This is a genomic window from Arthrobacter sp. P2b (genome assembly GCF_900168295.1).
In the GTDB taxonomy this organism is placed as follows: Bacteria; Actinomycetota; Actinomycetes; order Actinomycetales; family Micrococcaceae; genus Arthrobacter.
The window spans coordinates 291,617-310,599 of sequence record NZ_FVZL01000002.1 but is presented as its reverse complement, the minus strand read 5'-3'; the positions used below and the strand labels follow the sequence as shown (position 1 = coordinate 310,599).

Annotated in this window: 20 protein-coding genes; 9 read left to right on the top strand and 11 right to left on the bottom strand. The window is 64.1% G+C overall.

Annotated elements, in window-relative coordinates:
* Positions 1-149 precede the first annotated feature (149 nt).
* Positions 150-920: a GntR family transcriptional regulator gene (locus B5520_RS06030; RefSeq protein WP_079596159.1), complete on the top strand. Its 771-nt coding sequence runs from the start codon at positions 150-152 to the stop codon at positions 918-920.
* A gap of 115 nt (positions 921-1,035) precedes the next feature.
* Here B5520_RS06030 and B5520_RS06025 read toward each other — a convergent pair whose 3' ends face one another.
* From B5520_RS06025 to B5520_RS06010, 4 genes are all read right to left on the bottom strand, one after another.
* The gene (locus B5520_RS06025) at positions 1,036-2,706 is read right to left on the bottom strand and encodes a cytochrome bc1 complex cytochrome b subunit (protein WP_079596158.1); all 1,671 of its coding nucleotides are present in this window, start codon (positions 2,704-2,706) and stop codon (positions 1,036-1,038) included.
* Positions 2,684-3,757: a cytochrome bc1 complex Rieske iron-sulfur subunit gene (locus B5520_RS06020; RefSeq protein WP_079596157.1), complete on the bottom strand. Its 1,074-nt coding sequence runs from the start codon at positions 3,755-3,757 to the stop codon at positions 2,684-2,686. The genes B5520_RS06025 and B5520_RS06020 overlap by 23 nt, the downstream gene beginning before the upstream one ends.
* A 99-nt stretch (positions 3,758-3,856) precedes the next feature.
* On the bottom strand, positions 3,857-4,645 hold the full coding sequence (locus B5520_RS06015; RefSeq protein ID WP_079596156.1) for a cytochrome bc1 complex diheme cytochrome c subunit: 789 nt from the start codon (positions 4,643-4,645) through the stop codon (positions 3,857-3,859).
* An 86-nt stretch (positions 4,646-4,731) separates the two neighbouring features.
* Entirely contained in the window at positions 4,732-5,370 is a 639-nt protein-coding gene (locus B5520_RS06010) for an aa3-type cytochrome oxidase subunit III (RefSeq protein WP_176156796.1), read from the bottom strand.
* Positions 5,371-5,518: 148 nt separating this feature from the next.
* On the opposite strand from B5520_RS06010, the gene trpD reads away from it, so the two are divergent.
* Positions 5,519-6,574: an anthranilate phosphoribosyltransferase gene (gene trpD / locus B5520_RS06005; RefSeq protein ID WP_079596154.1), complete on the top strand. Its 1,056-nt coding sequence runs from the start codon at positions 5,519-5,521 to the stop codon at positions 6,572-6,574.
* 6 nt (positions 6,575-6,580) lie between these two features.
* Here trpD and B5520_RS06000 read toward each other — a convergent pair whose 3' ends face one another.
* Positions 6,581-6,862 (bottom strand): Lrp/AsnC family transcriptional regulator, encoded by a 282-nt coding sequence (locus B5520_RS06000; protein WP_050687163.1) that lies wholly within the window; start codon positions 6,860-6,862, stop codon positions 6,581-6,583.
* A gap of 119 nt (positions 6,863-6,981) precedes the next feature.
* Positions 6,982-7,383, bottom strand: a complete 402-nt coding sequence (locus B5520_RS05995; protein WP_079596153.1) for a DUF3054 domain-containing protein — start codon at positions 7,381-7,383, stop codon at positions 6,982-6,984.
* 69 nt (positions 7,384-7,452) lie between these two features.
* On the opposite strand from B5520_RS05995, the gene B5520_RS05990 reads away from it, so the two are divergent.
* Positions 7,453-7,926 (top strand): VOC family protein, encoded by a 474-nt coding sequence (locus B5520_RS05990; protein ID WP_079596152.1) that lies wholly within the window; start codon positions 7,453-7,455, stop codon positions 7,924-7,926.
* Positions 7,927-7,928: 2 nt separating this feature from the next.
* On the opposite strand, the gene B5520_RS05985 is transcribed toward B5520_RS05990, so the two are convergent.
* From B5520_RS05985 to B5520_RS05970, 4 genes are all read right to left on the bottom strand, one after another.
* Complete coding sequence (locus B5520_RS05985; RefSeq protein ID WP_176156795.1) at positions 7,929-8,519, bottom strand: hypothetical protein; 591 nt, start codon at positions 8,517-8,519, stop codon at positions 7,929-7,931.
* Positions 8,520-8,579: 60 nt separating this feature from the next.
* Positions 8,580-9,542, bottom strand: coding sequence for a chitinase (locus tag B5520_RS05980; protein ID WP_079596151.1), 963 nt, complete (start codon positions 9,540-9,542; stop codon positions 8,580-8,582).
* Positions 9,543-9,649: 107 nt separating this feature from the next.
* The gene (locus B5520_RS05975) at positions 9,650-11,995 is read right to left on the bottom strand and encodes a bifunctional polysaccharide deacetylase/glycosyltransferase family 2 protein (RefSeq protein ID WP_079596407.1); all 2,346 of its coding nucleotides are present in this window, start codon (positions 11,993-11,995) and stop codon (positions 9,650-9,652) included.
* 253 nt (positions 11,996-12,248) lie between these two features.
* Positions 12,249-12,515: a hypothetical protein gene (locus B5520_RS05970; RefSeq protein ID WP_079596150.1), complete on the bottom strand. Its 267-nt coding sequence runs from the start codon at positions 12,513-12,515 to the stop codon at positions 12,249-12,251.
* Positions 12,516-13,098: 583 nt separating this feature from the next.
* Between B5520_RS05970 and B5520_RS05965 the strand changes: the two genes are divergently transcribed.
* From B5520_RS05965 to B5520_RS05955, 3 genes are read left to right on the top strand one after another with little or no spacing between them, the layout of a single operon-like run.
* A complete protein-coding gene (locus tag B5520_RS05965; RefSeq protein WP_079596149.1) occupies positions 13,099-14,343 on the top strand; it encodes a type III polyketide synthase in 1,245 nt (414 codons plus the stop codon).
* A gap of 16 nt (positions 14,344-14,359) precedes the next feature.
* On the top strand, positions 14,360-15,043 hold the full coding sequence (locus tag B5520_RS05960) for a class I SAM-dependent methyltransferase (protein ID WP_079596406.1): 684 nt from the start codon (positions 14,360-14,362) through the stop codon (positions 15,041-15,043).
* Positions 15,044-15,045: 2 nt separating this feature from the next.
* On the top strand, positions 15,046-16,227 hold the full coding sequence (locus B5520_RS05955; RefSeq protein WP_104443440.1) for an FAD-dependent oxidoreductase: 1,182 nt from the start codon (positions 15,046-15,048) through the stop codon (positions 16,225-16,227).
* Here B5520_RS05955 and B5520_RS05950 read toward each other — a convergent pair whose 3' ends face one another.
* Positions 16,228-16,641 carry a nuclear transport factor 2 family protein gene (locus B5520_RS05950; protein ID WP_079596148.1) on the bottom strand — a complete coding sequence of 138 codons (414 nt, stop codon included), beginning with the start codon at positions 16,639-16,641 and terminating at the stop codon, positions 16,228-16,230. It lies immediately after the preceding gene.
* A gap of 55 nt (positions 16,642-16,696) precedes the next feature.
* Between B5520_RS05950 and B5520_RS05945 the strand changes: the two genes are divergently transcribed.
* The 3 genes from B5520_RS05945 (at position 16,697) to B5520_RS05935 (ending at position 18,973) form a co-directional block, all read left to right on the top strand.
* On the top strand, positions 16,697-17,377 hold the full coding sequence (locus B5520_RS05945; protein WP_079596147.1) for a peptide deformylase: 681 nt from the start codon (positions 16,697-16,699) through the stop codon (positions 17,375-17,377).
* 61 nt (positions 17,378-17,438) lie between these two features.
* A complete protein-coding gene (locus B5520_RS05940) occupies positions 17,439-18,383 on the top strand; it encodes a putative RNA methyltransferase (protein ID WP_079596146.1) in 945 nt (314 codons plus the stop codon).
* A 125-nt stretch (positions 18,384-18,508) separates the two neighbouring features.
* Positions 18,509-18,973 carry an NfeD family protein gene (locus tag B5520_RS05935; protein WP_079596145.1) on the top strand — a complete coding sequence of 155 codons (465 nt, stop codon included), beginning with the start codon at positions 18,509-18,511 and terminating at the stop codon, positions 18,971-18,973.
* Positions 18,974-18,983 lie beyond the last annotated feature (10 nt).

The window sequence follows — 18,983 nt, the reverse complement described above, 5'->3', positions numbered from 1 at the left end:
CGTGACGGCCCCATCCGTCGGTAACAGAATTTCCTGACCAAATATAGCGGGCCTGCATCGTCCATTACCAAAGAAGGTATCGGCTGCACGGAGCTGGTCTAGACCTGCCCTACGATTGAAGGGGAAAATCGACGGCAGGGAGACAGACCATGGCGGTTGGCGCTAAGGGAATCAGGGGCGAGATTGACCGTGCCAGCGGCACGGCGATCTATGTCCAGCTGCGGGAGATCCTGCGGAGCTACATCGCTGAGTCCTGCCCGCCGGGTTCTGCGCTGCCCTCCGAGCGGGATCTTGCGGAGCGGTTCGGACTTGCCCGGATGACCGTCCGCCAGGCGATCGACGCACTGGTGGGTGAAGAGGTCATTGAACGGGTGGTGGGGCTGGGCACGTTTGTCCGCCGGCCAAAACTCGACCTTCAGGTAAAGCTGACCTCCTACAGTGAGGAGATGCAGCGCCGCGGCATGGTCCCGGCAGCCAAAGTCCTCAGCTTCGAACAAATCGGCGCCAGCGCCTTCCTCGCGCGTGAACTGCAGCTGGACGAGGGGACGCCGCTGGTGCGCTTCCGCCGGCTGCTGCTCGCTGACGGTGAGCCCATGAGCGTTGATGAAAACTTCATTCCTGCCCACCGGGTGCCCGGGCTCCTGGACGGTGAACCCCCGACGTCGCTGTATAACGTCCTCAGCGAGCAATTCGGGCTGGTGATGGAGTGGGGCGAGGACATGATCGAGGCCACCGCTGCTTCGCCGTCCACCGCCCGGCTGCTTAATGTCGAGGTCGGTTCGCCGTTGCTGAAAATCCAGCGGCACGCCTTCGTTGCCCGCGCGATGGTGGACTATTCGGTGTCCTACTACCGGGCGGACAGGTACAAGCTGTGGGTTCCCCTGCAGCGTCCCGGAGCACGCCGGGCGCGGAACCACTAGACCTGGCAGGAATCCTGGCGGCCCGCCTGCGTCCGGCTGCCTGAAGCCTGCGAACAGGAAAACACAAGAGGCCCGGTCCATCTGGACCGGGCCTCTTGCTGTCTGAACGTGGAGCTTAGTGGGACAGGCTCTTTGCTTCTTCGGGGGCTTCAACCGCTGCATGGCCGTGGCCGTGGGCGGCTTCCAGCTCTGCAGGAGTGGCGGGAGCAACGCGGTCCTCGAAGAACCACTTGGAGAGGAACGCGCGGCGCTTCTCCTTGCTGGTCACCACACCGTGCTCGTTCGGCACGGCCGGAAGCACCTCAGGCGACTCGAATCCCACCAGCTTGTAGCGCTTGTACTCATCAAGAGGTGCGTGGACCTCGATGAATTCGCCGTGGGGGAGACGGACGATGCGGCCGGTTTCGCGGCCGTGGAGTGCAATCTCGCGGTCCTTGCGCTGGAGGGCCAGGGCAACGCGCTTGGTGACGATGAACGCAATGATCGGGCCGATGAAGAACAGGGCGCGCAGCCAGTACGTGACATCGTTCAGGGAGACACCGAAGTGCGTGGCGATGAGGTCGGAACCCGCAGCTGCCCACATCACGCAGTACCAGACGAACCCTGCCATGCCAATCGCCGTACGGGTCGGGGCGTTGCGGGGACGGTCCAGGACGTGGTGCTCGCGGTCGTCCTTGGTGATCCACCGCTCGATCCAGGGGTACATGAACATCACGGTGAAGAGGATGCCGGCAGGCACGAGGGCCGGAAGCAGGACGTTGAAGCTGAAGACGAAGCCGAACCAGTCCTGTTCCACCTGCCAGTTGCCCAAGGTGCCGGGCATCAGGCGCAGGGCGCCGTCAACGAAACCGATGTACCAGTCGGGCTGGGTACCGGCTGACACGGGAGAGGGATCGTACGGGCCGTAGTTCCAGATCGGGTTGATGGTGAAGAAACCGGCCATCAGGGCCAGGACACCGAACACGATGAAGAAGAAGCCACCGGCCTTGGCGGCGTAGACAGGTCCCAGAGGGTAGCCGACAACGTTGTTGTCGTTGCGGCCCGGGCCGGGGTACTGGGTGTGCTTGTGGACGACCACCATGAAGAGGTGCAGCACGATCATCAGCAGGATCAGTGCCGGTACAAGCAGGATGTGCAGCATGTACAGGCGGCCGATGATGGCCGTTCCCGGGAACTCCCCGCCGAACAGGAAGAATGAGATGTACGTTCCGATGACCGGGATGGACTTGATCACGCCGTCGATGATGCGCAGGCCGTTGCCGGAAAGCAGGTCATCGGGGAGGGAGTAGCCGGTGAAGCCGGCAGCCATCGCGAGGATGAGGAGCACGCCACCCACAACCCAGTTCATTTCACGGGGCTTGCGGAACGCTCCGGTGAAGAAGACCCTCAGCATGTGCACGGCGATGGAAGCCACGAACAGCAGCGCCGCCCAGTGGTGGACCTGGCGCATGAAGAGGCCGCCACGGACGTCAAAGGAGATGTCCAGCGACGAGTTGTACGCCACCGACATTTCGACGCCCTTGAGGGGAACGTAGGAGCCGTCGTAATGCGTCTCCGCCATGGACGGATCGAAGAAGAACGTCAGGAACGTGCCCGAAAGGAGCAGGATGACGAAGGAGTACAGTGCCACTTCGCCGAACATGAAGGACCAGTGGTCCGGGAATACCTTGCGGCCGAATTCCCGGAGGATTCCGGAACCGCCAACACGTGCATCGACGAAGTCGGTGAACCGGCCTGTCTTGGTTTTGGCGACGAAAGCGGGCTCAGCTGTTGATGCTGCGCTCATGCATATCACGCTCCCAGTAACTTGGTCCTACGGGTTCTTTGAAGTCGCTGGTGGCGACCAGGTATCCCTCGTCATCAACTGCGATGGGCAGCTGGGGGAGAGGACGGCTGGCGGGGCCGAAGATCACCTTGCACTCCTGCGTGAGGTCAAAGGTGGACTGGTGGCACGGGCACAGCAGGTGGTGCGTCTGCTGCTCGTAAAGAGCGACAGGGCACCCGACGTGGGTGCAGATCTTGGAGTAAGCAACGATTCCGTTGTATCCCCAGTCCTCGCGTCCCGCGGAAGGGTTCAGCGATGCGGGATCAAGGCGCATCAGCAGCACAACTGCCTTGGCCTTCTCGTTGAGCTTGCCCTCGTGGAGTTCGTTCAGGCCTTCGGGAATGACATGGAATGCCGAGCCGATGGTGACGTCCGATGCCTTGATGGGCGTACCGTCGGGGTCACGGGCGAGACGCTTGAGCTGCCCGTCCTGGGGAGCCCACATGGTGTGGGCAAGCTTGTTGTCCGGACGCGGGCCGAGGTCGCCGAAGATGGCGACCGCCGGAAGCGGTGCGAGTGCAACGGCACCCAGCAGGGTGTTCCGGATCAGCGGACGGCGCTTGATGCCCGTCTCTTCCACGATGTCGTCAACGATGCGGACGGCAGCCTGCCGGTCCTCTTCGTAGCGGATGGCGTGGCGTTCCTCTGAGACTTCGTGGTCCGGCATCAGGGCCTTGGCCCAGTGCACGATGCCGGTGCCGATGCCGAGCATCGCGAAAGCCGTTCCAAGACCCAGGAGCATGTTCTGGATCCGGATGGTGTCAATGGTTGAGTCTCCAGGCCCCAGATCGATGGCAAAGTACGCCACCAGGAAGATCAGGGTTCCAACAACAGAGATGCCAAATAGTAAGGCGACCTGCCGTTCTGCCCGCTTTGCGGCCTTCGGGTCCGTGTCAGCCAGGCGCAAACGGTGCGGGGGAATTCCAGGGTCCTGGAACTTCTCCACCTCATTCTGACCAGCCGTAGCTACGGTGCCCGAGTGGTTCGGACTGCCGTCACTATGGTTGCCCATAATTCGCCTCATCCTTCTCTCGTCCCGGCGGTTGCCGGGTTAGTTTCTAATATCAACCTGCTGACAGGGCAGCAGAAGTTTGTGGTGCGTTGCCGGACGTCAGGACGTACGGGAGGTCAGCCAGATGGTGAAGGCGATGATGACACCCAGGCCGGCAACCCAGACAAACAGGCCTTCTGCGACGGGACCAAGGGAGCCAAGGTCAGCGCCGCCGGGGGAGCCGCTGGTCTCGATCTGCTTCAGGAAGGTGATGATGTCGCGCTTGCCTTCGGGAGTGATGTTGGAATCACTGAAGACGGGCATGTTCTGCGGGCCGGTGACCATGGCCTCGTAGATGTGCTTTCCGGAAGTGTCCGACAGTGCAGGGGCGAACTTGCCGCGGGTCAGTGCACCGCCGGCGGCAGCAGCGTTGTGGCACATGGCGCAGTTGGTGCGGAACAGTTCGCCACCCTCAGCGGCGTTGCCGCCCTCATCCAGCAGGTGTTCCTCAGGGATTGCCGGGCCGGCTCCCAGGGAAGCGACGTAGGCTGCAAGCTGGTGGGTCTGTTCATCGTTGAACTGGACTGGCTTCTCCAGGGCCTGCGGGCCGTTCATCTGCATCGGCATGCGCCCGGTGCCCACCTGGAAGTCAACGGCAGCGGCACCCACGCCCACCAGTGAAGGACCGTCCTGGCTTCCGCTGGCGCCCATACCGTGGCACGTGGCGCAGTTGGCGGCGAAGAGCTTGCCGCCTTCCTCAACGTCGTTTGCGCTGTAGGTAGTGGTGGAAGCCTTGGCCTCGTTGACGGTGGTGGCGACGGCATAGAGCCCACCCGTGAGGAGGAGACCCATCAGGAGCAGCGCTATGGCTGCAAGTGGGTGACGCCGCTTTTGTGAGAGTGCCTTCACGTGGTGGTTCCTTTATTCGTTCCTGCGCCGGCTCCGGGAGCCGCTACCTGAAATTCTGCCTCTTGTAGAAAAAGAATCAAAGCTGGCTACTTGAGTACGTAGATGACCAGGAAGAGGCCGATCCACACAACGTCCACGAAGTGCCAGTAGTACGAGGTGACGATCGCGGACGTTGCCTCGAAGTGACCGAACTTCTTCGCGGCAAATGACCGGCCCATGATGAGCAGGAAGGCGATCAGGCCGCCGATGACGTGGAGGCCGTGGAAGCCCGTTGTCATGTAGAAGGCCGAGCCGTAGGCGTTGGACGACAGCGATACGTGCTCGGAGACGAGCATTGCGTATTCGGTGGCCTGGCCGGCGACGAAGAACGCGCCCATGAGGAACGTCAGGGTGAACCATTCGTTCATTCCCCAGCGGGAGAACTGCAAGGCACCCCCGGTCCGGCGCGGCTGGAGCCGCTCAGCGGCGAAGACGCCCATCTGGCAAGTGAAGGAACTGGCCACGAGGACGATCGTGTTAACGAGCGCAAAGGGGAAGTTGAGCTTGGCTGTCTCGTCCGCCCACATCTGCGCGCTTGTGGAGCGCAGGGTGAAGTACATGGCGAAGAGACCGGCGAAGAACATCAACTCGCTGGACAGCCACACAACGGTTCCAACGGAAACCATATTGGGGCGGTTCAGCGTGGGGTGCGCCGGGGTACTGGGGGCATGGGTCGCAGATGTCACATAGACATTATGTCTGTAAAAGTCCGTGCTGCCCAACGCAAACCGCCTTTTCGGGGGACTTTTTCTACAAAGACGCGAAATCGCCGGGAAAAGTTCCCGCGGCCGTTCATATTGGTCAGTCCCCGCTATCCCTCGATAGCATCAGGAGGTGACTTCACAGGCATCTGCAGCGTCCGGCAACACCTGGCCCCGGTTGATCTCGGCATTGATCAGCGGCAGGGACCTCACGGCAGACAACACCTCCTGGGCGATGGACACCATCATGTCGGGGGAGGCCACGGCTGCACAGATCGCCGGCTTCCTGGTTGCCCTCAGCGCCAAGGGTGAAACGGTGGAGGAACTGTCCGGCCTGGTGGACGCCATGCTTGCTCACGCCAACCCGGTGGCCATTTCCGGTGAGAAGCTCGACATTGTCGGTACGGGCGGCGACCAGCTCAACACGGTGAACATATCCACCATGGCGGCCCTTGTAGCCGCTGGCGCCGGCGCCAAGGTGGTGAAGCACGGCAACCGGGCTGCATCGTCGTCGTCCGGGTCTGCGGACGTGCTGGAGGCGCTGGGCGTCCGCCTCGACCTGTCCATTCCACAGGTTGCACGCAATGCGGAAGAGGCGGGCATCACCTTCTGCTTCGCGCAGGTTTTCCACCCGTCGTTCCGTCACACGGCCGTTCCGAGGCGCGAACTCGCCATTCCCACTGCCTTCAATTTTCTTGGGCCCCTCACCAACCCCGCCAACGTGCAGGCTTCGGCAGTGGGAGTCGCAAATGCGAGGATGGCGCCGCTGGTGGCGGGCGTCCTGGCCCGGCGCGGAAGCCGCGGCCTGGTGTTCCGGGGGAATGACGGCCTCGATGAGCTGACCACCACTGGCCCTTCCACCGTATGGGAAATCCGCAATGGTTCTGTGGGCGAACTGACATTCGATCCCCGGGACCTGGGGATCAGCCTGGCTACGGTGGAACAGCTCCGGGGCGGCGACGCCCAGGCCAACGCGGCTGTGGTCCGCGAAGTGCTTGCGGGCAAGGAAGGACCCGCGAGGGATGCGGTGCTGCTCAATGCCGCGGCCGGCCTGGTGGCTTTTGACCCTGCGGCCGAAGGGCCGTTCCTTGACCGGATGAAGGACGCCTACGGCCGCGCCTCGGCGTCGGTCGACTCCGGAGCTGCCGCAGCCGTGCTGGAGAAGTGGGTCTCGCTCACCAGCTCCTAGGGGTGCCTACTGCTCGAACCCCAGTGAGAATGCTGCGTCCAGGTCGTGCTGCGAGTAGGCCCGGAAGGCGATGTGGGTAGTGGTGTGGACCACGGCGGGGACCTTGGACAGCCTGTCGGCAATGACGTCGGCCAGGTCTTCGTGCCGGGGTACGCGGGCAACGGCGATCAGGTCCCATTCGCCAGTCACTGAATACACCTCGCTGATGCCCTCGATCGCGGAGATCTCCTCTGCTGTCTCGGGAATACGGGCAGCGTCAGTTTTGATCAGAACGAATGCGGTGATCACGATGAACCCTTCCGGATCTGTTGCGCCGCGGCATTGCCCGGCAAGCGTTTCGGTACTGTCAGCCTATTACACCAACCATGGCCGCCAGGGCCGCGCCCTCCCAGTGCCCGGCCGGGAAGTCACACGGTCCGTCTGCGCCCGATGGCGGCCAGCAACAAACGGTAGCCAAGCAGCAGCACACCCAGGCTGAGCAGCGCCACGATGATGAAGGGGAGCACAACCGTTTGGCCGGTGGCGGCCCGCAGGAGCATCCCGCCCACCAGGCTGCCAAGCCAGACCCCCAGACCTGACCGGCGCACCGAGAACGGGTCCCGCCACGCCCTGGTGGCAAGCCACCCGGCCGCCGCCCCGGCAAGGAACGGCCAGGCAGTGAGCAGGACGCCCGCCACAACATCCCCGCGCTGGTGGGCATCGCGTCCGATGGCGGCAAACAGCAGAATCAGCACGATGTCTGAAACGGCCGCAGCGGTCACCAGGCGGGCGGAGGGCGGCTTCACGGGCAACAGGTTCCGGGAACTCATGCATTCGAGCCTAGCCGCCCGTTCCCGGCCGACGCGATCCGCACTAGGCTCAAGCCGAAAGGAGCAACCATGCCACGGAAGATCGGGACCTGCCTCTGGTTCGAGAACCAGGCGGAAGAGGCCGCAATGTTCTACACCAGCGTCTTTGACGATTCAAGAATCCTCGACATCTCCCGGTTCGGGGAGGAAGCGCCGGGGCCGGCAGGTGAGGCCATCGCCGTCGACTTCGAACTGGAAGGCCGCAGTTTCACCGCGCTGAACGGAGCACGGACGTCCGGTTTCACCGAAGCGGTATCCTTCGTGGTGGACTGCGAGGACCAGGCCGCCGTGGACCGGTACTGGGCTGCTTTGACCGACGGCGGCACGGAAAGCCAGTGCGGATGGCTTCGGGACCGGTATGGGGTGTCGTGGCAGATTGTTCCCGCCATCCTCCCCTCGCTGATTGCCGGACCGGATCCCCAGGGTTCGCAGCGGGCGATGCAGGCAATGCTGGGCATGCGGAAACTGGACATCGCCGAACTGCAGAAGGCCTACGACGGTTGAGGCTAACGGGATACCAGCCCGTTCCCGTAGCCGGAATCGCACTTGCCGTCGTGGATCACCCCGTTGCCGGGTGCCACGGCGTAGTTGCTGCCCGGGTTGAATACCGCTGTCCGCACGCCGGTAACCTGGACGGCGCACGTCTGGGCGAAGGACATACTCTCCCCTTCGCCGCCGATCCACATGTCGATCCACAGTGAAGCGTCACCGTGCTCTTCAGCTCCGGTATGGCAGGGCCCAAGTTCCGGAGCCGGACCGTCGCCGCACGCGTCCTCCACGATGAAGTACCGGCGTACGTCCGGCAGGTAGATGCGGGTGCCCGCGGGGACATCCAGCACGCTGGTGCCCGTCTCCTTGGAATGCCCGACGGCGATGGTCACCGGATCTTCGTACGTTCCGGTTCCGCCGGCCACCTTGTGCAGGACAGGGTGGCTGATGATGGCGGAGCCCGCTGGAGTGTTGTCGTACCAGGAATAGGCCGTGATGAAGACGTCGGAGACCACCGTTTCACCCGAGGCCCGAGGTGCGCCTCCACAGCCGGCGGCGGCCAGGAGCACAAGGCAGAACCCTGACAACGAATAGGTACCTCGTCCCATCCGCCCCCTCCAGAACTGCCGGCCGCTCCGCATCCCTCATTAAAGCGCAACTGCCCGTCATCAAGGGGCTTCCGTGAACCCATTTCCCAGCAGCCTGCCGAACTGGCGGGCTTCCTGCTCCACCCCGCTGCAGCTGTGGGACACGCCCTGGTGCTCCGGCACGCAGGCGGTATCCCTGCTGAGGGACCACATTGACATCCTGCCGATGCCGCGGTCCCTCGCAAAGGCATTGAGGCGCTCAGCATCATCGAGCGTGAACACGTTTTCCTCCAGATCGTTCACGCCAATCATGGGCGTCAGCCCGATCCTGCTCCAGGCCTGTTCGTCCCCGTTCAGCTTGCCTGCTTTCCGAAAAAGATCCACGAGTGTGCGATGGGTTGCTTCTGCGGCCGCTGCCGACGCATCGAACATGCTGAGGCCGGCAGGGAGCGGACCGAAGTTCATGGTCATGATGTTGATTCCCGCCACCTCGACGCCCGCATCGAGCATGGTTTCAACTGAAATTGCGGCGGCGGGCGTCAGCCCGTCCCGCGAAACGGGCAGCGTGAGCCAGACCCGCAGCGGCTTGCCGGATGGCCGTTCGGCCTGCAGGCGTGCCATGGCGGTGGCCCGCCTGGCGGCGGCAGCGGGGTCCGAGGCTCCTTGCCCTTCAATGTCCAGGTCCACGACGTCGAGGCCATACCTGGCAATGACCGTGGCGTATGCCCTGGCAAGGGATTCCTCGTCGGAACAGGCAACGGCCAGTTCCGTGCCTTTCTGGCCGCCGAAAGATACCGCAACGTTGTTCCCCGCGCTTCGGTAGGCTTCCAGCTGCGCGTCAAGGTCAAGCTTGTCGCCTGCCAGTTCCAGATCGTAGGACCCGCCCCACGAGGGTTCGCAGGGCCGGGCGGGGTCGGAACTAATGAAGGAAAGGACAGTGGTGGACGGTCCCCCCGCGGGGGCATCCTCGAGGCGGAGTGCCGGAAGGAGCGTGACGTCGAGATAACCCCCGAACCACGGGGAGACCTGTTCGCCAGGATTCACTCCGGCCTCCCCGCTGGTGTCGTCCCTTGGCGCAGATCCACAGGCAGCCATCGCGGCAACTGCCGCGATGGCCGCCAGAACGCTGATGCTGCCCCTGGCATCGCGCCTCACGTGGTGCTGGGGGAGAGGGGGCCGGGGGAAACAGGGGTGGTGGTTTGGCCCGGAAGGTCCGCCAGGATGACACTGTTGGTGCGTTCGGGCCTGTACCACCCCACCGCTGAACCGCGCAGGGCGCGGAGCGCCGAACCAAAGACGACGTAGGCGCGCAGCGGTTCGTAGATCAGCCGGTAGATGGGCACCATGAGCAGGTGGAGGGGGTTTTCCCGCACCATGATCACGGCCACGATCGAAATCAGCAGGTGGGTTGCTGCCACGAACGCCGAGAAGATGGCGATGGCCTGCCATTCCCCGCGGCTCAGGCTGATGAAGGCCACCGCGACTGTCAGCGGCATAAACAGCAGCGGGACAAGGACGGAAATGAGGGCATAGGGCATGGTGAGCATTCCCAGCGCCCCGAACTTCGGGTTGAACAGCATGCGTCGGTGCTTGTACAGGGTCTGGAAGTTGCCGTATGTCCAGCGCAGCCGTTGCTTGAACAACCCGCGGAATGTCAGGGGCGCTTCAGTCCACGCCACGGCCTCATTTTCCTGGACGATGCTGTACCCCAGGCGCTGCAGGGAAAGCGTCAGGTCGGCGTCTTCAGCCAGTGTGTCATGGGAGTAGCCGCCGGCTTTCAGCAGTGCCTCACGGCGCCATGCAGCGCACGCTCCGGGAACGATGGAGATCGCGCCCATGAGGCCCTCTGCCATGCGGGTGACACAAATGCCGGAGAGATACTCCAGGCTTTGCCAGGCGGTGACGATGTTCCGGCGGTTCCCCACCTTAACATGCCCGGCAACGGCTCCAACCTCCTTGCCGTTCCGGGGGGCCAGGAAGTGGCGGGCGAACATTTTTATCGTCTGGGGCTCGAAAAGTGTGTCGCCGTCCAGAGTCACCACAATCTCTCCGCGCGCCTCTTCGATTCCATAGTTGCTGGCTGCGGATTTGCCGCCGTTGGCCTGGTCGAGGACCCGGAGGCCGGGCCATGATTCGGCATACTCCCTCAGGACAGCAAGGGTACTGTCCGTAGAGCCGTCGTTGATGGCGATGACTTCCAGCCGGGGGTAGTCACTGGCCTGAAGGGCATCGAGGGTTTTCGCCACCACGAGTTCTTCATTGAAGACCGGCAGGATCACGCTGACCAATGGCCACTCTGATTCGGCGATCTCCTCCCACCGGCGCTTCTTCTGGCGCCTGTTGTTGACGATGGCCAGGACCACGAAGAGGAACGTGAGGATGGTGAGGGATCCGATGCCGAACCAGAACAGCCAGTTCAGCAGCAGGTTGGGGGTCACCAGGTAGGTTGTCAGCGCCGCGAGGGTTACGTTGTCTTCAACGCTTGCCGGCACACTGTGCTGGGGCACGTAGTCGGCCGGCAGCAAGGGTTGCAGGGTGGCGAAAGTGTAGCCCTGCGCCTTCGCCTGGGGAATGAATTTCTTCAGCATCTCGATGGTTCCCCTGCGGTCCCCGCCTCCGTCGTGGAGGAGGACGATGTGTCCTTCGCCGTTCAGCTCCGGAATGGGGATTTCGGCTTCCGGGAGGTATTCCCAGTCCCTGGTATCCAGGTCCATGCTGACGTGCAGATAACCGAGTTGCTGTGACTGCAGCAGTGCCAGCGTGTTGTTCTCCGGGTCGCCGGTGGGGATGCGGAACAACCGGGACTCGTAGTTGTCGGCGGCACGCATGACCCGGTCGGTTCCGATGATTTGCTGGCGGTTGAAGGCATCATCGTGGGCCCAGAAGTCGATATGCGACATGGTGTGGTTGCCCACCATGTGGCCTTCCCGGACCATGCGCCGGAAGATGTCAGGATATTTGACGATGTTGTCCCCGACAGTGAAGAACGTGGCCGGTACGCCCTCGCGGGACAGCAGGTCCAGGATTTCCGGCGTGAACCTGGGATCCGGGCCGTCATCGAATGTCAGCATGAGCGTGCGCTCTTTGGTCTTGCCGTAGGCCTCCACAACATAGGGACTGGCGCCGATCAGCTTTGACTCTTCCGGTGTGGCTTCCCGCCAGACGGTGTCACTGAAGGGATCCTTCAGCAGAACTTTGCCGTCCTTATTTTCTACCGTTGCGATCCTGTGGAACGTGGCCTCGCCAAGGTCCACTCCGATCCTGGGGATGTTTTCCAGGTCCTGCAGGTCCAGCAATTGCCTGGGGTACGTCGCGACCTGATTCTGCTGCCCGGAGTGGACCGGGGCCGTGGCGGCGGGGAGGACCATCACAACTGACAGGACCATCAACAGCATGAGCGCAAGCAGGCAGCTGAGAATCCGGCGCCAGCGCTTGCCGCTTGCGTCGAAGAAGACAGGTGCCGCAGGGGATGAAGGAGATGGCGATGGAAGTGTCATGGAACCCTCGCATAGGAGCTGGACAATGGAGCGGGGATACACCCCGGTCGTGGGTAGTGAGTCCTGTTCCTCGAGCTTCAGCAAGGATCCGGCCGGCAATCAATCCTCAGGAGAAGAGATCACCGTGATCTGCCCACCTGGAGCGTTGGCAGAAGCCCTGAAAGCTGCTGCCCTGAATTCGAGACTACGGGGGCCGGTTGACGTCAACATGCGTAAGTGGTACTCGAATTCGAGTACCCCCATACTTGGTTACCTACAGGCGGCGCACCAGCCAACTTGCCTCCCAGCTTGCCTGGTATCCGGCGTCGTCGTCCCGTTCCACCAGGACATGCGTGACGGTGTAGGCGATGGCGTGGCAGGTGATGGCACGGACCTTGACGGGCGCCGGGCGGAGCATCAGCACCGGCCTGCCCGGGGCCTGCCGGAGCGCGTCCTCGCGGGCGGTGTCACGCGTTCCGGATGCCTGGGGGAGTGGGGACAACACCGCGCTTTTTTCTGCGGGTTCAGGGGAAAGCGGCATGATGATTCCTGGCTGTTGTGCACCGAAGCCGTCTGCATAAGCCGGCGAAGGAATGTGGCGATGACTGCCGGCAGAAGCCGAAGATGGCATGTGCGAACGACGATAGAAGACCGGCCGGCGTTTGGCACCCGTGGTGAGGTACCCGAATCTTCCCGGCGGGCTACCTGTGAACGGTCCATTGTGGCCAGCTGCTACTGCATGATGAAGTAACTACTGGTTTAGGCGTTCCGAGTACTTTTGCCCACCCTGGAGGTCCTGTGAACAAGCCACTGTGGATCTGCTGCCTTTTGGGCGCCGCTGTTGGAATCACCCTCGGCCTGGCAGTCTTCGACAGTCCGGTGGTGGGTTTCGCGCTTGGCCTGGGTGTCGGCGCCTTAGTGGGCGCTGGGATGGGGTCCCGGCGTTAGCCCGGGGAGGGTCCGGATTAGCGCTACTTTACATAATGTAGATTATCGGCGTTTCGGAGAGGGGCCCGGACGGGGGTCGGGAAGGCCTGGAACGCCTGCAAGAGTTACCAGGACAAATGCGCAGGTCAAAAGCCTGAACCATTGTCTTAATCCGGGGCCTCGCTAAGAATGTGTCAATGACGGTCTACGTGCGATCACTTGAAACTGCAGTCCCGAAGACGATGCTGATCCAGTCAGAAGCCCGTGACGTATTTGCGGCCCAGTCCGGATTAACGCGGCTGGGCTCCAGGCTGGTGAATACGTGCTTTGATTCCGCGGCCATCGACACACGGTTCACCGCCGTCGACGAACTCACCAACGACTTCCGCTCCGATGACCCCCAGTTCTACGACCCTGCCACCGGCCTCCTGCTGAATCCCAGCACCAAGGTACGCAACGACATCTTCGCCCGGGAAGCTACCAAACTCTTTGTCGAGGCCGCCCGTGCCGCCGTGGACGCCTGCCCGGAACTCGATTTACTTGACATAACTCATCTCGTTACCGTCTCCTGCACAGGTTTCTTCAACCCCGGCCCGGACTACAAGATCGTGCGGGAGCTGGGCCTGGATCCGGCAGTCCAGCGATACCACCTGGGCTTTATGGGTTGCTATGCAGCTTTCCCCGCGCTGCGCGCCGCCAAGCTCTTCTGCGAGGCCGACCCCAACGCCGTCGTCCTGGTGGTGTGCGCCGAACTGTGCTCCCTGCACGTGCGGACATCCAACGACCCCGACACCATCATGGGCTCGGCACTCTTCGCCGACGGTGCCGCTGCCGCCGTCGTCACCGCCAGGCCGGGCGCGGAAGAAGCCTCGCTGCTGCAGCTGGACCACTTCGAAACGGTACTGACCCCCGTGGGCGAGGACTCCATGGCGTGGAACATCGGTGACCACGGCTTCGAAATGGTGCTGGGCAACTACGTTCCGCACATCATCGACGACCACATTGTGGGCGCGCTACAGCCACTCCTGGCCCGGGAACCTGAACTGCAGGCACTCCCCTACACGTCCATCCGGCACTGGGCCATCCACCCGGGCGGGCGGAGCATCCTGGACAAGGTCCAGTCCCGGCTCGGCCTCACAGACCAGCAGCTGGTTCCTGCCCGCGAGGTCCTGCGGAACTACGGCAACATGAGCAGTGCCACCGTGCTGTTCGTCCTGAAGCACATCCTCGACCAGGACAACGAAATCAGAGACACCCAAGCCGGCGATCACCAACCCGCCGGCAGCGGACCTGGCGACGACCGGATCTGCTCCATGGCCTTCGGCCCGGGACTCACGGTGGAGACGGCCATGTTCACCAAGCTGCCCCAAGCGCCGCGCGTCAGCAACGCGATGCCCGAACGGGACGCCCGTTACGAACCGGCAGAAGCGCCGGTGTCCTGACCGGGTGGGATTCCTGATGCGGGAGCGCGCCGCCGGAGTCGTGGAACTGATGGACCTGCCGGACTGCGATCCGTGGCGCCTGGACAACACCTACCGCCAGTTTGCCGTGGTCAACAGGGTCCTGGGCGGCTGGCGCCGGCTGTACCGGCGTGAACTCCTCCCCATGATGACCGCCGGCTCAGGTACCGCCACGCTGCTGGACATCGGCTCCGGCGGCGGCGACCTTGCCGTCATGCTTGCCCGCTGGGCGGAACGTGACGGACTGACGCTCCGGATCACGGGCATCGACCCCGATCCGCGGGCCGCCGCCTTCGCGTCGAAGCGGCAGCCGGTCCGGGGCGTCGAATTCCGGCAGGCCCACAGCGGAGACCTGGTCCAGGAGGGCAGGACGTACGACGCCGTGATCTCCAACCATGTCCTTCATCACTTGAGTGCAGACGAGCTGCAGCAGCTGCTGGCGCATTCGCAGATCCTGGCGGCACAGAAGGCCCTGCACAATGACCTCCGCCGGAGTCCCATCGCCTATGCACTGTTCGGGGTGGCCGCCCTGCCCTTCCCCCGCTCCTACATCCGGGCGGACGGCCTGACCTCGATACGGCGGAGCTACACGCCCCCGGAGTTGGCGGCAATCGCTCCTCCGGGCTGGACGGTTGAGCGCAGCACTACCTTCCACCAGGTCCTCGCCTGGCGCAGGAACTGACTGTGTCCACCGACGTTGTGATCGTGGGCGCCGGACCGGTTGGCCTGTACCTTGCCGCGGCGCTCCTGCAGGAAGGCATTTCCGTGCGGGTGCTCGAACGGAGACCGGCGCGGGATGCCCACTCCCGCGCCATCGGCATCCACCCGCCCGCCCTTGCAGCCCTGGACGGGGTCAACGTGGCATACGAGATGGTCCGGGAGGGTGTGCCCATCCGCACCGGAATGGCTGTCAGCGGCGGAAAAACTGTAGGCACCATGCGCTTCGACACGGTGTCGGAGGACTTTCCCTTCGTTCTGGCCCTCCCCCAGTTCCGGACGGAGCAGCTACTGGAGGACCGCGTCCGCGCCCTGGACAGCGGAGCGCTGCTGAGGGGTGTGCAGGCCACGGCTGTAACGGACGACGGCGGCCGGCCCAGCGTTTCGGTCCAGGCTCAGCCGGGTGCCACGCCGGGAAGCAGGAACTTCACGGCGTCCCTGGTGGTCGCCGCCGACGGTGCCCGGTCACACTTCCGCGATGTCCTGGGCGTGCCGGTGCAGAGAAGGACCTACCCGGACCATTACCTGATGGGCGACTTCGCTGACCCCGGCATCCATGGGGACATGGCCGTCCTGTTCCTCGAGCCCGGGGGGATTGTCGAGTCATTCCCCCTTCCGGGCGGAGTCCGGCGTTGGGTGGTCCGCCTCACCCGGCCCGCGGAAACCGCAGGGGCAGGCGACCTGGCAGAACTCGTACAGCAGCGCACCGGAATTCGGCCCGATCCCGGCACCAACAGCATGCTCTCGGCGTTCAGCGTCCGCTCCACCCTGGTCCGCCGAATGGTCGTGGGGCGGACCATCCTGATCGGGGATGCAGCCCATGAAATCAGCCCCATTGGCGGCCAGGGCATGAACCTCGGCTGGCTCGACGTCCAGGCGCTGGTGCCGCTCATCCGCGAAGCCGTGGCCGGCCGCCCCATGGACCACGGATTCCGGAAATTCGACGAAACCCGGCGGCGCGCGGCAATCCTGGCCAGGCGACAGTCGGAGATCAATATGATGCTGGGCCGCCCCCTGCCGCCCGCCCTGCTCCGCCTGCGTATTGCAGGCGTTGGAGCCGCCGCCGCCACCCCGGCACTTAACCGGTGGGTGGCCAGGCGCTTCACCATGCAACAACGGCCGCTGGTTTCCCGGATACAGCAGGTTTAGTTACCGGAAGTAGCAGTCGTAGCTGTCCTGGCTGACAATCAGGCCGTTGCTGACTTCAAAGACAGACGAGGTCCTTGCCCGGATCGTGTCTCCCCGGTCCCAGTACGGGAGGTCCATCAGCACCGTTGCCGACCAATCCGCTTCTACAGCCACCCGACCGCCCTCGCACGTGGTGCGCCGGATGGCGAACTTCTGGTCCGCGACCACCTGCGCCGCCTGGTCTGCGCCGGCCAGCACGTCATGCAAGGTCCGCCTGGAGCCCTCCGGAGCCAGCAGGTGCGGGGCTTCCTCCAGTACGAATGAGTCGGCCAGGAAGGGCTTGATCCCGGCCGCTCCCCCGCCGGCTTCGAGTACCCGGATGAACCCGAGAACGCGGTCCAGGGGCGAGTCAGGGTGGGAGGGGAAGTCAGCCATGGGATAGACACTAGCCCAGCCGCGGAAGCGCCCCGGTGTTCAGTAGGCTTTCGTCATGACCCACGCCGCGCCCGGGACCACCCTCACCGCAGAACAGATACGCGAACTTGTGGAACACATCCTCTCCGCCGGGACGTTGCCGCCCATCGTCCAAGCGGGCCATCCCGCACTCCGACAGCGGGCTGCCGCTTTTGACGGTCAACTGCCTGCTGACCAGCTTGCCCGGCTCATCGACCTCATGCGCCAGGTCATGCACGAGGCACCGGGAGTGGGCCTGGCGGCGCCCCAGCTTGGCATACCGCTGCAGCTCGCGGTGGTCGAGGACCAGTTCGACGTCGACCCGGAGGCGGCCGCGCTGCGTCAACGGAACCCGCTGGAGTTCCTCGCTGTCCTCAACCCCAGGTACACCGCCCAGGGGTCCGGGGTCGCTTCCTTCTACGAAGGATGCCTCTCACTGAACGGACTCCAGGCTGTGGTGGCCCGACCGGAGAGCGTGCTGCTTGAGTTTGAAACGCCCGACGGCGTGGCGGTCCAGCGGGAGTTCTCCGGCTGGCAGGCCCGGATCGTGCAGCACGAGACGGACCACCTCAACGGCATCCTCTACCTGGACCGTGCCCAGCTGAGGTCCTTGAGCACCAACACCGAGTACGCCGCGCACTGGGCCGAGGCCGGAATCAGCAGGGCACGCCAGGGCCTCGGGTTCGACGACGGACCTGCAGGTATCAGCGCCGGCTAAGCCTTTCCCCGTGCCTGGCCATCCCCGCCTCGGCCCATTGCGGCCACCCTAAGATGGTTCAATGCCCTCTTCCGACCATCTCCCCCTGCTGTGCCCGGTGTGCTCGCTTCCGCTGGTTTTTGCCGGTGCGGATACCGCCGGTGCCACTACGGGCGGTCCCACTGCGGCCGCAGCCGGCGCGGCGCCCTCCCGCATGCCGGGGCAACGCCGGCTGGCCTGCGCGTCAGGCCACAGCTTCGACGCAGCCCGGCAGGGCTACTTCAATCTGCTGGTGGGCAAGGGCACGGCCTTCGAAGCTGACACCGCGGCGATGGTGGAGGCCCGCGTCAACTTCCTTGGCCACGGGCACTACCGTCCGTTGGCCGAAGCGGTGGCGGCCGCCGTCGTGCCTTGTTTGTCCGATCACAATGGAGCCATCCTCGACTCGGGAACCGGAACCGGGCATTACCTGCGGCAGGTGCTGGATACTGCCGCGGCCCAGGGCCGTGAGGTCACAGCGGTAGGCCTGGACATTTCCAAGTTCGCGCTGCGCCGCGCCGCCCGGCTGAACCCGGAGGCAGTCAACCTGGTGTGGGATGTGTGGCAGCCACTCCCACTGGCGGACAGGTCTGTCGATGCCGTCACGGTGGTGTTTGCGCCGCGCAATCCCGCTGAATTTGCACGGATCCTGCGGCCGGCGGGCCGCTTGGTTGTTATCACTCCCCGTACCGGGCACCTGGGGAACCTCGTGGCAACAGCAGGAATGCTCTCGATCGAGGAGAGCAAGGATGCGCGGCTGGCAACGGCGATGGCCCGTTATTTTGACATTGACGCCACGTCCGACATCGATGTTCCCCTTGCCCTCACGCGCCACGAAGCAGCAGACCTGGCCTTCATGGGTCCCGCGGGGCACCACGCGGACCGGGATGCCATTGGTGAACGGTTTGACGACCTCCCGGAACCCGTGCGGACCGAAGCGAAGTTCCGGCTCCTGCTTTTCCGCCCCAAGGAGACGGCAACCGCGTAACGACTTGGCCACTATCCCTGGCCGCCCGGCATGAGCCAGCCCACACCTCATGCGCCCGGACTAGGATGGAAGGACAGTTACCGGAGGGTCCGCGCACGCGGTTCCCCGTAACGAAGGGGGAACCGGTGTTCGAATGGTTGGGGGAAAACTGGTGGGCCCTGTGGCTCACGGCTTTCCTGGCATTTGCAGTGATCGAGATGATCACCCTTGACCTGTTTTTCATCATGCTCGGCGGCGGAGCCCTCGCCGCCCTGGTGGCCGACTTTGCCGGCGCTGACGGATGGCTCCAGATCGTTGTTTTCTGCGTCGTCTCCCTGTTGATGATCGCCTTCGTCCGCCCGGTGGCACTGTCCCACCTGAAGAAGGGCCCGGCCGAGCAGCGGACCAATGTGGACCGGCTCATCGGTGAGCAGGCCGTGGTGATGGAAGCCGTAACCTCTGACGGCGGCCTCGTGAAAATCGGCGGCGACATCTGGAGCGCACGCTCGGCAGCGGGGGTCCTTCCCGCGGGCCAGAAGGTGGTCGTGGCTGCCATCGACGGCGCCACGGCTGTGGTCTCGGCTCCGCCGGCCACCACCGGCCAGTCCTGACACAGCTTTA

Coding starts and splice junctions, on each gene's coding strand:
- B5520_RS06030 (WP_079596159.1), top strand. CDS start 150: ATGGCGGTTGGCGCTAAGGGAATCAGGGGCGAGATTGACCGTGCCAGC.
- B5520_RS06025 (WP_079596158.1), bottom strand. CDS start 2,706: ATGAGCGCAGCATCAACAGCTGAGCCCGCTTTCGTCGCCAAAACCAAG.
- B5520_RS06020 (WP_079596157.1), bottom strand. CDS start 3,757: ATGGGCAACCATAGTGACGGCAGTCCGAACCACTCGGGCACCGTAGCT.
- B5520_RS05995 (WP_079596153.1), bottom strand. CDS start 7,383: ATGAGTTCCCGGAACCTGTTGCCCGTGAAGCCGCCCTCCGCCCGCCTG.
- B5520_RS05990 (WP_079596152.1), top strand. CDS start 7,453: ATGCCACGGAAGATCGGGACCTGCCTCTGGTTCGAGAACCAGGCGGAA.
- B5520_RS05985 (WP_176156795.1), bottom strand. CDS start 8,519: ATGGGACGAGGTACCTATTCGTTGTCAGGGTTCTGCCTTGTGCTCCTG.
- B5520_RS05975 (WP_079596407.1), bottom strand. CDS start 11,995: ATGACACTTCCATCGCCATCTCCTTCATCCCCTGCGGCACCTGTCTTC.
- B5520_RS05970 (WP_079596150.1), bottom strand. CDS start 12,515: ATGCCGCTTTCCCCTGAACCCGCAGAAAAAAGCGCGGTGTTGTCCCCA.
- B5520_RS05965 (WP_079596149.1), top strand. CDS start 13,099: ATGACGGTCTACGTGCGATCACTTGAAACTGCAGTCCCGAAGACGATG.
- B5520_RS05960 (WP_079596406.1), top strand. CDS start 14,360: ATGCGGGAGCGCGCCGCCGGAGTCGTGGAACTGATGGACCTGCCGGAC.
- B5520_RS05950 (WP_079596148.1), bottom strand. CDS start 16,641: ATGGCTGACTTCCCCTCCCACCCTGACTCGCCCCTGGACCGCGTTCTC.
- B5520_RS05945 (WP_079596147.1), top strand. CDS start 16,697: ATGACCCACGCCGCGCCCGGGACCACCCTCACCGCAGAACAGATACGC.
- B5520_RS05940 (WP_079596146.1), top strand. CDS start 17,439: ATGCCCTCTTCCGACCATCTCCCCCTGCTGTGCCCGGTGTGCTCGCTT.